Origin of the sequence: Nostoc sp. ATCC 53789 (assembly GCF_009873495.1) — a bacterium.
In the GTDB taxonomy this organism is placed as follows: Bacteria; Cyanobacteriota; Cyanobacteriia; order Cyanobacteriales; family Nostocaceae; genus Nostoc; species Nostoc muscorum_A.
In genome coordinates this window covers 1,246,354-1,259,583 of sequence record NZ_CP046703.1, presented here as the reverse complement: position 1 = coordinate 1,259,583, position 13,230 = coordinate 1,246,354, and the positions used below count along the sequence as shown (strand labels likewise).

The window sequence follows — 13,230 nt, the reverse complement described above, 5'->3', positions numbered from 1 at the left end:
ATTTCCAAATCAAATTTTAATGATTACGACTTTGATTCCAATCCAACTTATTTTAATCAATTTAGCCCAACTTAACTGGCGATCGCTGATGGCACGCCTCAATTTTTATAACAAAATTCTCAAATTTAGATACACTTATACATATTTAGAAACACAATCCAATCCCAACGGTGTTTCTATTGAGTTAAAAATTTGACCAACCTAGTCATCAAATCATTACTCTATAAGGGTAATGAAGTAAGTTGGTTGCATGTGAAATTTATTGCTAAGTAATTTTACTGCCGTCTAAACATCAGGGAGGATGGCACTTTTTGTTGTTACTGAACGTCAATTGTCAGGAAGTGAGTAGTAAACTTTAGTAACGAATACTAACACACGGTTATTTTAGATAACAGATTTATTTTTTGGTAGAGGAAGCTCAATTATGCGACGTTTACTTTCCGCTTTAGCCGTGACTAGCTGTTTAGTGACTGGATTTCCAGCCCTGACTTGGGCACAAAGTTTACCTGGATTTACGCTGTTTAGCGGCGTTAAAGCCGAAAATCAACTGCCCTTCCGATTAGATTTTGGTGGACAAGCCAATGGGTGGGATCGATATATATTAAGGATTCCAGCCCAAAGGATGAAATTGGCTGTTGGTCAATTTGCCATTACCTACCCTGAATATTACAAAGGAACTTTTGACCAGAACAAAATTGAAGTCCGAGTCAAAGGCAAAGCAGTTCCGCTTTCTGAGGTGAAGTGGGACAAAGAAGGTAAGCTAATTAATATTTTTCCCCAAGAGCCAGTACCAGCAGGTAGTGCAGTTGAGGTAGTCTTGTCTAACGTGAAAAACCCATCCTTTGGCGGAGTTTACTACTTTAACTGTCAAGTGCTTTCCCCTGGTGATGTGCCATTATTGCGCTACATGGGAACATGGATTTTGAGCATCAATTAAGAGTGCTGATTGGGTGTAACCAATGCTCAATTCCCAATTCACTAAAAAAGTGATACAATTAGAGATTGTGAGTTTTTATAAAAATCACCTAAGAGGAGAACAGTATGAAAAGAACACTAGGCGGTACTAGCCGTAAGAGAAAAAGAACCTCTGGTTTTCGCGCCAGAATGCGGACACCAGATGGTAGAAACGTGATTAGAGCTAGGAGAAAAAAGGGCCGTCACCGTTTGAGCGTTTAGGGCATATTTAAGCTAAAAGAGTATCTGTGGCTTTGCCTAAAGCAAATCGGCTAAAATCCCGCAAGGATTTTCAGGCAGTTTTCCGGGAAGGAATTCGGCGTAATGGCTCTTATTTAACATTGAGAGCCTTAAAGCCGTTGTCTTCAAGAAAACCTTCTTTGGACACTGCCACTCAGACTACACAACCAATTGACTCACTGCATATTTCCAGCATACGCATTGGTATTTCGATAAGCACAAAAGTCAGCAAAAGGGCAGTGGTTCGCAACCGAATCAAACGGCAAATTACTTCTGCTTTATATAGTTTGCTGCCCAAATTATCACCAGGGTGGCGATTAGTGTTCATTGTCAAACCTACAGCAGCAGAATCTAAGTGCGTAAGCCCACAATTTCTGCAAGAATTAGAGCAGTTGTTGGCACAAGCTGAGGTGTTCGATGGGAATTCGTGAAGATGTTTATTATGAAGGTGGCCCCCATATTGGGGATTTAATTGTCAACGTGCTGATTGGGTTAACCATTGTCGGCATACCGTTAACAGTTGGGGCAATTGTCAGGGCATTGTGGCTGCGTTTCCGCATCACCGATCGCCGAGTTACGGTGATTGGAGGTTGGCAAGGGCGCGATCGCACTGACATAATTTACTCAGAAATTGTCAAAGTTGTCACAATCCCGCGTGGCATTGGCTTGTGGGGAGATATGGTACTAACCCTAAAAAACGGCAGTCGTCTCGAATTGCGTGCAATTCCCAAATTTCGGGAAGTCTATGACTACATTAACGAAAGAATTGCTGCGAAAAATCCCGAATATACGGTAGCTGCTAATAAGTGATGGGAGTAGGGAATAGGGAATGCCGAATTTGCTCAGATAAAATACAAAATTCAGAACTTCGCACTTACCAAAAAATACATACCACTCCCTACTCCCCTACTTTTGGCATGTGCGGCTATCCGTAGCGAAGGGTAGTCGCACATAATTTATGATTTAGATAAATTAGATTCAGTCAGTTTACAGTACCTCAGGTTGAATTCAGAATAATGGATTTTGGTATCGGCTTTCTCTCGAACAACGTGATGCTGCCAATCATAGATTTCTTCTATGGTATAGTGCCTAGCTACGGATTGGCGATCGTTGCTTTGACATTGATAGTCCGCTTCGCGCTCTATCCCCTGAGTGCTGGCTCAATTCGCAACATGCGGAAGATGCGAATTGTACAACCTCTGATGCAGAAGCGGATGGCAGAAATTAAAGAGCGTTATAAGGATGAACCGCAAAAGCAGCAAGAGGAAATGGTCAATGTCCAAAAAGAATTTGGCAACCCCTTAGCAGGCTGTTTTCCGTTATTAGTGCAAATGCCGGTCTTATTAGCGCTGTTTGCCACTTTGCGGGGTTCGCCTTTTGCAAGCGCAAACTACAGCGTTAACCTGCAAATCGTTCCCGCAGAACAAATCGAGCAGATTCAACCGCAAGCCTTTGCTACTGCTCCTCAAAATATTTATGTTGCAGATGGGGAACACGTTAAAGTAGCTGCAATCCTTCCCAGTGGTAACAAACTAGCTGTGGGAGAACAAACTAAGATCCAATATCAGACTGTTGAGGGCAAACCATTTCAGGTACTTTTAGCAGAACACCCAGAAAATAAGCTAACTCCTGATTGGAAAATAACCAAAGGCGAAGATCGGATAAAAATTGATGCTGATGGTAATGTAGAAGCCTTGCAGCCAGGAGAAGTTAGCATTCAAGGAACAATTCCCGGACTAGCAGCAGAAAAAGGCTTTCTATTCATTGATGCTTTAGGCAGAGTTGGCGCACAAGATGCAGATGGCACAATCCACTGGGATATTGTCGCTATGATCGTTTTCTTTGGAATCAGCCTTTATGTTAGCCAAATGCTTTCTGGGCAGAATTCCAGTGGTGGAAATCCGCAGCAAGATACAGTTAACAAAATCACTCCAGTCATATTTTCTGGGATGTTTTTGTTCTTCCCCCTACCAGCCGGGGTGCTGATGTATATGGTGATTGGTAACATTTTCCAAACTGCACAAACTTATCTTCTCTCCCGCGAACCTCTACCAGAAGAACTACAAAAAATTGTAGAAACCCAAGAGAAAGAAGCAACAGTCATCGAACAAAAAGCATTGCCTTTTGAACCGAAAAGTTCTAAGAAAAAGGCTACAGGGGGATCATGAGCAATATTTCGATGCAGCGAGGTCAGCAGTGGTTAAAAACCCTGCTGGAACTCACTGGAGTACCTGCTGAGATTCAGGGTCATTTAGAAACTCCCCAATCTCAAGACAGCGATTCCCCAGAACCAGATAATTACTGGTTGACAATCGATCAAACAAATTTGACGACAGAACAAATCCAGATATTAATTGGTACTGATGGTTCTGTGCTAGATGCGATTCAGTATCTAGCAAATTCGGTTTTAAACCTGAGCCAACCCCCAGAGGAACAAGCCTCTTACACTATTGAGTTGAATGGCTACCGGGTCAAAAGAGAAGCTGAAATTCGCGCATTAGCAGAAGCAGCAGCCGATGAAGTGCGCTTTTCTGGTAGAGAAGTAGAAATCAAATCTCTCAGTTCTGCTGAAAGGCGACAAATCCATACCTTCTTGAAGGAATTTGGAGATTTGGAAACCTTCAGTCGCGGTAAAGAACCGCATCGTCATCTGGTTGTGCGACCGGCTTCGTTGGAAGAAGTTAGGGGTTAGTACAGATGCGATTAATCGCGTCTGTACAGGAGTTAAGAGTTAATTGAAAGCTCAATATAATTTCAAAATTTCTCTTGTTCCTAAAAGCTAAAATAAAGATGTAGTATCAGTATTATTGCTGGTAATCACCATTAATTTTCGTGAGGATGTCTCACAAATCCTATGGACGCAATTTATATTCCGCAGCTAACCAAAGCCCCGGAGCGGACAGAGGAAGTTCAAGTTGAGGAATTTCTGCCTGGTCTGGAAACGTTAACACCAGTTCGCGGTCATGTGCGCGTGCAGCATCATGGCACTTACCTGGAAGTGTCCGCTCAGGCAGAAACAATTATTACTTGTACCTGCAATCGCTGCTTGCAGCAATACAATCGCCGCTTAGGGCTTGATACCAAAGAAATCATCTGGTTAGACGAAGCTGCAAATCAAGTAAATGACTTGCCCCTAGAGAGGGAAGTGATTATGGAAGAGTTGCTTGAAACCCTGCCACCCGATGGTCATTTTTATCCCAACGAATGGCTGTATGAGCAGATGTGTTTGGCAGTACCTCAGCGCCAATTGTGCGATCGCAATTGTCCAGGTATTCCTGTAAGTAGTACTGTTGATACTCCTGATAATCCTGGAACGCCAGTTGATAACCGTTGGGCATCTCTGGAAGCACTGAAAAAGCAACTTCCGGGACAATAATTTGGTAATTCGTCAGACTGAAATCTGCGCTTACACCAACTAAGCCTGTCTACACAGGCTTATTGTTTTATATTTTATTAAATACTTCTGGTAGGGTTTGATATTCATATTTATATTCTAAAAGATATCAAAAATTGTTGTATTTTATCACTTACTAAAACTAATACCGATTCTGTATGAAGATGCGCTAAACCAATAATAAACCCCGAATGTTTAGCGGTCTGTTTGAGAACAGCGTTATCTTGATTTGTGCATAGTTGCTGAACAAGAAAAGCAATATTGTATTGTTCTTGCTGGTTAATCATTGGCTTTTTGAACCAAGAAAGTTGTACATTGCGTTCAAGATAAACTAACCAATAACAACTATATATGAACTTCCGTGAAGAGTTTAAACTACTGCTACGCGCCCGCTACCCTTTAATTTATATTCCCACTTATGAAGAGGAGCGGGTAGAAGCAGCTATTCGGGAAGAAGCAACCAACCAGGGTAATCGCCCAGTGTATACTTGGGATTTTGTCGATGGCTACCAGGGAAATCCCAATGATGTGGGGTTTGGGCGACGTAACCCGTTGCAAGCTTTAGAATTTATCGAAAAATTACCAGCTTCCGCGCCAGCTGTATTGATTCTCCGAGATTATCATCGCTTTTTAGATGATGTAGCGATCGCACGCAAACTCCGCAATCTGTCCCGACTCCTCAAGTCGCAACCAAAAAATATTGTATTATTGTCGCCGCGCATCGCCATTCCTGACGACTTAACCGAAGTTTTGACAGTCGTCGAGTTTCCCTTACCCGCTGCCCCAGAAATTAAAACTGAGATAGATCGTTTGTTACAAAGTACTGGTAACTCACTTTCTGGCCAAGTTTTAGATGACTTGGTGCGTTCTTGTCAAGGGCTTTCGATGGAAAGGATTCGTCGGGTTTTGGCAAAAGCGATCGCTACCCACGGCGAATTGCAGCCAGAAGACGTGGATCTCGTTTTGGAAGAAAAGCGTCAAACTATCCGCCAAACCCAAATCCTGGACTTCTACCCCGCGACTGAGCAAATTTCTGATATCGGTGGACTCGACAACCTCAAAGACTGGCTGATCCGTCGAGGAGGCTCATTTACTGATAAGGCGCGACAGTACGGATTACCGCACCCCCGTGGTTTAATGTTGGTGGGTATTCAGGGAACTGGTAAATCCTTAACGGCAAAAGCGATCGCTCATCACTGGCATTTACCCTTGCTACGTCTGGATGTGGGAAGGTTATTTGGTGGTTTAGTAGGTGAATCAGAATCTCGGACTCGGCAAATGATCCAAGTAGCTGAAGCCCTTGCTCCCTGTATTTTGTGGATTGATGAAATAGATAAAGCCTTTGCTGGAATTGGTAGCAAAGGTGATGCCGGAACAGCCAGCCGTGTGTTTGGTACTTTTATTAACTGGCTAGCCGAAAAAAGCTCACCCGTTTTTGTCGTCGCCACTGCCAACGATATCCAAGCCCTACCGCCGGAAATGCTGCGTAAAGGGCGTTTTGATGAAATTTTCTTTGTGGGATTGCCCACCCAAGAAGAGAGAAAAGCAATTTATGATGTTCATTTATCCCGATTGCGCCCCCATAACTTGAAAAGTTATGACATCGAAAGGTTAGCTTATGAAACGCCTGATTTTTCCGGGGCAGAGATTGAGCAAACTTTAATTGAAGCGATGCATATTGGATTTAGCCAAAACCGCGACTTTGCTACTGACGATATTTTAGAAGCCGCAAGTCAGATCATCCCCTTGGCGCGAACTGCTGTAGAGCAAATTCAGCAACTTCAAGAATGGGCGGCGGCTGGGAGAGCGCGTTTAGCGTCGAAACATAATCCTTTAAGCGAACGCCTCCGGCGCACTACGTGAACGCTTTAACAGTAGCTACAATAATTGATCAGTTAATAATTGCTGAGTCAATAGTCAACAGTTAATCATGAATTACTATTGACTATTGACTATTTACCACTGGCGATCGGGTTTTAACTATGTTGTCTGGCTTAACAAAATTTATACTTGGGATTTTCTTAGCGATCGCTGTACTAATAGGTGGCGGCGCTGCAATTGCACTCTATTTTATGAATCGCACCGGCATACCCCCTGCCAAACCTGTTTATTCCAACGATAGTCCCTCGGTGAAAGCCCAAGCTCCAAAAGGAACTGAGCCTGGAGGAGCTAAACCCAGCCTGACACCTGGGACATCTACTAAACCATCTCCAAGCTCAAGCCCTACTTCCACAGCATCACCAAAGGCTACCCCATCACCAAAAGCATTGCCATCGGGAGCTTACCGAGGGCGTGTTAGTTGGGCTGAAGGCTTGAGTTTGCGATCGCAACCAAATCTAGAGGCTGAAAAAATTGGTGGGGTTGCTTTTAATCAAAAAATTATTATTTTGGAAGAAAGCGAAGACAAAGGTTGGCAAAAGATCCGTTTGGAAGATAGCGAACAAGAAGGTTGGGTGAAAGCAGGTAATACTGAAAAAGTTGATGAACAAAAGCCTGAAAAACCAGAGGATACACAAAAAACAGAGCAATAAAAATTCCATAAATTTTGTTGCTCTGGAACCGTGATGGCTCTATTAATTCTTTCTCCCTTGTTCAGAGCAGTTCCCCTACCTCCTGCTTCTTCTGAAAAATTACTTGTAAAGAATCATACAAATAACAAATATGACACAGAGAAAACAGTATAATCTTGTATGGTCATAACTTGAAAAAAAGCAAGTGAAAACAGGGGTAGATAGCTATTTAACCAAGCTTGCCTCAGTCTATGAGGCATCTGAAAGCGTCAAGGTTGTTCCTACCGTAGCTAATTTCAAATTTTTGAATTGGAAAAAGTTATCTAGCGGTGCGACGATGCGTCTTTTGTCTGCGGCAATAATTACGGGGCTTCTGAGTATCGCAGGGCAATCTTTGGCACTTCAAAAAATCGGAAGTAATGGGCCGGAAGTAACCAGTAGCCAGAGGTGTTTAAAAAAGTTAGGCTACTTTAACGGCCCAGTGAGTGGTAAGTTTGCTAGTCTGACTCAAAACGCTGTGATCAAATTCCAGCAAGCTAATAGAATACCTGCTGATGGGGTTGTGGGTATTAATACGCAACAAGCATTACAACGAGCATGTCAAAGTAGGAATACTAGTAGTGCATCGCGGTCAAGTGGTCAATATCCTGTTCTCTCTCAAGGCAAAACTGGTGCAGCCGTGACAAGGCTACAACAACGTCTGCGGCAGTTAGGCTACTTGAATGCTACTCCCAATGGGAATTTCGGCCCAATGACTAGAAATGCCGTGATCAAATTGCAGCGAAATTATCGCATAGCTGCTAACGGGATTGTGAATCGACAAACTTGGAATGCACTACTAGGTTCCTCTCCAACTCAAGCTAGATCGTCTAGATCGTCGAGTCTTTCTACTCAACAAGTGAGAGAACTACAAGGGCGTTTGCGGCAGTTAGGTTATTTTAATACTAGTCCTACTGGGACTATTGGCCCAATAACTAGAGATGCTGTGATCAAATTCCAGCGAAATTATCGTCTACCTGTTGATGGCATTGCCAATGCTCAAGTTTTAGATGCAGTGCGTAGAGTCTCAACTGGTGGATCTATTACTCAACAACCGAGCAGAGATTATCTGACTCTAGGCGATCGCGGAGATAATGTCGCATTAGTTCAAGAGCGTTTATCGCAGTTGGGTTTCTCTAATACCAATCCTGATGGCTTTTTCAGCGATTCTACCAAAGAAACCGTGATTGCATTCCAGCAATATTCTCGAATTAATGCTACCGGAAATGTAGATTGGCAAACTTGGCAAGCATTAGGGTTGGATAGCTCAACTGGGGGTAATTATACTGAAGCTAATGGCTCTGTATTACCTGAAACTCGCTATCTAGTACCTGTTAATACTGGCTATGCTACACCTGAAAATAATCGCTATGTATTACCTCCTGCTACTGCCTATGCTGTACCTGGGACTAATGGCAACACATTAGTTGCTAGTAATCCTTATAGAGTAATAATACCAATTTCGAATAACGATACTCTGATTAAGGTGCAACAATATATACCCAATGCGGTTACAGAGCAATCCCATCTAGGGGATTATGTGAATGCTGGGGCATTTAGCGATCGCGCACAAGCCGAAACCCTAACGAAAATGCTTCGCTCCTATGGTCTGGATGCACGGGTAAAATTCAATTAAATTGACAAACTCAACTGCGAACCTTCTTGAGTTTTATTCACCTCAATCCTGGCTTGGAAAGCTTCTTTGAGGTGGGGCATGTGGGTGACAGTGAGGATGCAGGCGAAATCGGAAGCGATCGCATTAATCGCTGCAATCAAGCGATCGCATCCTTCGGCATCCTGTGTACCAAAACCTTCATCCACAATCAACAATTGCAATGCCGCCCCTGCCCGTTGCGCTAATAATTTCGCCAGTGCCAAACGGATGGCAAAGTTAATTCTAAAGGCTTCTCCACCAGAGTAAGTTTCATAAGATCGCGTTCCTCTAGAATCGGCGATTAAAATATCTAGGGTGTCTATGAGCTTGGCATTTTTCTTGGTTGATTTAGCACTGCGCCCAGCTTTCTGAGTAATAAATTGTACGTGAAATTGATTACCACTCAACCGCGAAAGTAATTGATTTGTCTCGGCTTCCAGTTGCGGTAACACATTTTCAATCATCAGTGCTTGGATACCATTTTTACCAAAAGCTTGCGCTAATTCCTGATAAACACGATATTCTTGCTTGCAAGATTGTAATTGCTGCTGCTGTTGTTCATACTGAATTTGCAGCGTTTCCAGTTGAAGCGCCAGCTGTTCCAAACGCCCTAACTTGGCAATTTGCTCATCGAGTTGCCGTCTGCGGATTGCTAATTGCTGCTCTAAAGCTTGAATTTGGGCAGATGGGTTAGCTGTTGCTTGTAGTTGCTGGATAATGCTTTCAATTTGTCCGCCAAGTTTTTGCCGTTCCGTTACTCTGGCGCTTCTGGATTCCTCTAACTCTTGCAATCTCGTCTGGAGTTGGGGATACTGCTGCTGGGCTGATAGCAGTTGTTGATACCGCAAATGCCAAGATTGAGCTTGGCGGACAGCTATACGCAGATTGTTGTGCTGCTCGGAACTGTAGCCAATTTCGGCAATATGACGCTCAAGAGCCGCAATTTGTTTAGCACATTCAGAATCAGTCTGATCTTGCTGGATTCTGACTTGTAATTGAGCAATTTGGGATTGTAATTCTGGTTTTCGGGCTAATAGTTGCGCTTGTCGCTTAGTTGCATCTTTAATTTGCCCTTGTTTAATTTCTGCCCATCGCCACCGCTCAACTTCACTCCGGGCGAGGGCGTGGTCTTGTTCATTATAATTAGCTTGTTGCAGATATTGGTCTAGCTGGCGGAGTTCGGCTTGTTTATCCGGAGCATAATCACCAGCTTGGAGCGATCGCTCTAAATGCTGTTTTTCAACAGCAATTTGTTGTAACTGTTGTTGGACATCAGTTGTCGCTTCTAATTGTGCTGCCAACTGTCCCCGTTGTTCGCGTAAACCATCGTAGCCCGCCAATTGTTGCGAAATTTCTCGATATTCCTGCCTAAGTACCTGAATTTCTCTATCAGACACAGCCATTTGTTCCCGCACTACCCAAAACTGCCCTTGGGTATCCTCTAACTCAGCCTGGGTTTTTTCCACCACCCGGCTCCAATGATGTTCATCCAGTGGACGCTCACATAATGGACAAAGAGCTTCAGGATTTTGCAGCATTTGCAATTTCTGCTCTAATTCGCCCATGAGTTTTTCATAGTCACGTTGATGAGCTTGCAGACGTTCGATAAAGTGTCGCCTTTCATGTCCTTTTTCCTGCACTCGTTGCAGATAAACCCGCTTTTTATCCAGTTCCTCAATCTGTATTGCCACATCCATTACCGCTTGTTGTAGTTGCGGTTGGCGGTGCTGCTGGCGTTGCAATTGGTTCTCAGTACTTTGGAGTTGTTCGAGTCGCGCTACTAAACCAGCATGAGTGCGATCGAGTTGGCTTTGTAAAGTTGCTCGTTGTTGCAACAACGGAGTAACTTGCATTTGCAGTTGATCTAAGCGCGCAACATGGTGGCGGGCTGCGGTTAGTTGTGCCAAAGCAGCTTCGACTTCACCCGATTTAGTCAGAGTTTGTTGAATATCTCGCTCTTGTTGCTGCAAAGCTTCTAACTGCGCTTGGGCTTGTTGCAGTTGCCGTTCGATTTCGTGAATTTGTTTGGTAAGCTGTTGTTGCTTTTGTTGGCGAGTTTGTTGGGCGCGGGTGTGTTCTTCAAATTTGGCAGCAAAGGCTTCTTCTTGAGATTGGAGACTTTGATATTGGGCGTATCCAGCTTTAATCTCAGCTTCTTGATGTAATATTTTTTCTAAATCTGATAACTGAGAGCCAATAGCTGATTGTTCTTGTTGGAGGCGATCGCAATCTTGGGTAAGATTTTGGTATTGCTGTTTTACAAAGCTGAGTTGTTGTTCCCAATTTTGGCGCTGATGCTGGACAACTTGCAAACTTTGTAATTGAATATTATCAAAGGCTTGTACCTGTTGCAGTTGGTTGAGTTCGGCTTCTAACTCCACTCTTTGCGCTTCAGTTGTCTCGCGTTGTTGCAACTGAATTTTAATCGACTCCAAAGAACGCTCTAACTCTACTGCCCTGGCTTTAAACTGACGAGAAGATTCCTTTGCCCGTTCTTCCAAATCATCATACTGATTGAGTTTCAATAACTCTGCTAAAATTTCTTTGCGTTCCGTTGGGCGCTTGAGCATGAATTCATCAGCACGACCTTGACGTAAGTAGGCAGAATTAATAAATGTATCGTAATCGAGCTTGATATGTTCTAAAATCAAATCTTGGGTTGCTCTTACCCCTTTGCCAGTAAGTGAGCGAAACCCAGATGGGATTTCTATTTGAAATTCAAGAACGCTAGTACCTCCCCGAATTCGGGTACGAATCACCCGATATTTTTGCTGGTTACTTTGAAAAGTAAAATCAACCCGAACTTCTTTCGCGCCAGAATAGATGACATCATCTTCAGCAGTGGCGCGGCTTTCACCCCAAATTGCCCAAGTGATTGCTTCCAGAAGCGAAGATTTACCCGCACCATTGGAACCCGAAATACAAGCCGTATGCAAACCACGAAAATCTAAAGTTGCATCACGGTAACTAAGAAAGTTTTTGAGGATAAGTTGTACTGGGATCATTCACCCTATAGCGCCACATCTACTTTTAATAATTAACAGTACAGATGCACTGTTTGTTAGTTTAGCTATCTAGATATCAGGTTTCTAGTCTTGAAGACATCAATTTTACAAAAATTAATAATAAAATGAGCAAATTTCTCTTGTTGGATGAAAAATTTTTGCTATTTCCGGAGAAAAATGAAACTTCCGTGGAGAGCGATCGTTATTTCTCCCTGTCGTCTGCGGTGAAAACATTATCAGGACTGTGGCGAATTTTCGAAAGAAGATGAGCGATCGCACCAAAAACAATCTTAAGCATCAAGTCTCATTTTGACTTATTTACAAGCTAAAGGGAATGTACGCAAAAGAGGAACTTCTAACCTGCCTGAAAAATATTGGCTGCTCAGACCTTACTATTAAGAACATAAATTTACCAATCAACTGATGATCGAGGAACGAGAAAGAGCCGATAACGATTCGCCGTGGAAAGAAATCTTAGAAGCCTACTTTCCCCAAGCAATGCAGTTTTTCTTCCCCCAAACAGCAGCATTAATTAATTGGGAACGTCCCCATGAGTTTCTCGATAAGGAATTTCAACAAATAGCACGGGACGCTGAACTTGGTAGAAGATATGCAGATAAGTTAGTCAAAGTCTGGCAAATTCAAGGACAAGAAGTTTGGCTGTTGATTCATGTCGAAGTTCAGGCCAAACCGGAAGATGCCTTTGCTCAAAGGATGTTTTCTTACAACCTGCGAATTTTTGATAAATTTGCTCAACCAGCCATTAGCCTAGCAATTTTGTGTGATGCTGACTCTACTTGGAGACCAAATCAATACAGTTACAATTATCCCGATTGTGGTCTGAATTTTAGATTTGGAACTATCAAACTGCTGGATTATCAACAACAATGGACAGAGTTAGAGAATAGCGATAATCCGTTTGCAACGGTGGTAATGGCACATTTGAAAACCCAGCAAACTAGTAAACAGCCAGGAGAACGTAAAAATTGGAAATTTAGCTTAATTCGGCGATTATATGAACAAGGGCTACAAGAAAGGGATATTCGCAACCTCTATCGTTTTATCGATTGGGTTATGATTTTACCAAAAGCGTTAGAAGCAGAATTTTGGCAAGAATTTAAGTTATTTGAGCAGGAGCGTACCATGAGTTACATCACTACAGGCGAGCGCATTGGCTACGAGCGAGGAAAGGAAGAAGGAAAACAGGAAGGAAAACAGGAAGGAAAACGGGAAGGTGAGCAAGCACTTGTCTTACGACAGCTACAAAAACGGGTAGGAGAGTTACCCGACGAAGTTCGGGAACGAATTCAAAGTCTTTCTCTAGAACAGTTGGAAGCACTGGGTGAGGCTTTGTTAGATTTTAGTGTGATCGCTGATTTGCTTAATTGGCTACAAGCTCATTAAACAGTTTAGTGCGTGCGATCGCACCTTTCA

13 protein-coding genes are annotated in these 13,230 nt (G+C 43.0%); 12 read left to right on the top strand and 1 reads right to left on the bottom strand.

The window, feature by feature from the left end; all coding sequences use genetic code 11:
* Window positions 1–19: 19 nt before the first annotated feature.
* The 11 genes from GJB62_RS05050 (at window position 20) to GJB62_RS04995 (ending at window position 8,773) form a co-directional block, all read left to right on the top strand.
* Entirely contained in the window at window positions 20–196 is a 177-nt protein-coding gene (locus GJB62_RS05050) for a hypothetical protein (protein WP_159402450.1), read from the top strand.
* Window positions 197–424: 228 nt separating this feature from the next.
* Window positions 425–937: a DUF2808 domain-containing protein gene (locus GJB62_RS05045; RefSeq protein WP_114081014.1), complete on the top strand. Its 513-nt coding sequence runs from the start codon at window positions 425–427 to the stop codon at window positions 935–937.
* Between the two features lie 104 nt (window positions 938–1,041).
* Window positions 1,042–1,176 (top strand): 50S ribosomal protein L34, encoded by a 135-nt coding sequence (gene rpmH, locus GJB62_RS05040; protein ID WP_012408291.1) that lies wholly within the window; start codon window positions 1,042–1,044, stop codon window positions 1,174–1,176.
* 26 nt (window positions 1,177–1,202) lie between these two features.
* Window positions 1,203–1,625 (top strand): ribonuclease P protein component, encoded by a 423-nt coding sequence (rnpA, locus tag GJB62_RS05035; protein WP_114081015.1) that lies wholly within the window; start codon window positions 1,203–1,205, stop codon window positions 1,623–1,625.
* Window positions 1,612–2,004, top strand: coding sequence for a PH domain-containing protein (locus tag GJB62_RS05030; protein WP_012408289.1), 393 nt, complete (start codon window positions 1,612–1,614; stop codon window positions 2,002–2,004). Before rnpA ends, GJB62_RS05030 begins: the two co-directional genes overlap by 14 nt.
* Window positions 2,005–2,210: 206 nt before the next feature.
* On the top strand, window positions 2,211–3,362 hold the full coding sequence (yidC, locus tag GJB62_RS05025) for a membrane protein insertase YidC (RefSeq protein WP_114081016.1): 1,152 nt from the start codon (window positions 2,211–2,213) through the stop codon (window positions 3,360–3,362).
* A complete protein-coding gene (locus GJB62_RS05020) occupies window positions 3,359–3,886 on the top strand; it encodes a R3H domain-containing nucleic acid-binding protein (protein ID WP_114081017.1) in 528 nt (175 codons plus the stop codon). Before yidC ends, GJB62_RS05020 begins: the two co-directional genes overlap by 4 nt.
* Window positions 3,887–4,048: 162 nt before the next feature.
* Complete coding sequence (locus tag GJB62_RS05015; RefSeq protein WP_114081018.1) at window positions 4,049–4,570, top strand: DUF177 domain-containing protein; 522 nt, start codon at window positions 4,049–4,051, stop codon at window positions 4,568–4,570.
* Between the two features lie 369 nt (window positions 4,571–4,939).
* A complete protein-coding gene (locus GJB62_RS05005) occupies window positions 4,940–6,451 on the top strand; it encodes an AAA family ATPase (RefSeq protein ID WP_114081020.1) in 1,512 nt (503 codons plus the stop codon).
* 119 nt (window positions 6,452–6,570) lie between these two features.
* Window positions 6,571–7,119, top strand: coding sequence for an SH3 domain-containing protein (locus tag GJB62_RS05000; protein ID WP_114081021.1), 549 nt, complete (start codon window positions 6,571–6,573; stop codon window positions 7,117–7,119).
* 184 nt (window positions 7,120–7,303) lie between these two features.
* Window positions 7,304–8,773 (top strand): peptidoglycan-binding protein, encoded by a 1,470-nt coding sequence (locus GJB62_RS04995; protein ID WP_114081022.1) that lies wholly within the window; start codon window positions 7,304–7,306, stop codon window positions 8,771–8,773.
* Here the strand turns inward: GJB62_RS04995 and GJB62_RS04990 are convergent.
* The gene (locus GJB62_RS04990) at window positions 8,770–11,796 is read right to left on the bottom strand and encodes an SMC family ATPase (protein ID WP_114081023.1); all 3,027 of its coding nucleotides are present in this window, start codon (window positions 11,794–11,796) and stop codon (window positions 8,770–8,772) included. The genes GJB62_RS04995 and GJB62_RS04990 overlap by 4 nt on opposite strands.
* Window positions 11,797–12,219: 423 nt before the next feature.
* On the opposite strand from GJB62_RS04990, the gene GJB62_RS04985 reads away from it, so the two are divergent.
* Window positions 12,220–13,200: a DUF4351 domain-containing protein gene (locus GJB62_RS04985; protein ID WP_114081024.1), complete on the top strand. Its 981-nt coding sequence runs from the start codon at window positions 12,220–12,222 to the stop codon at window positions 13,198–13,200.
* The last annotated feature ends 30 nt before the right edge of the window (window positions 13,201–13,230 follow it).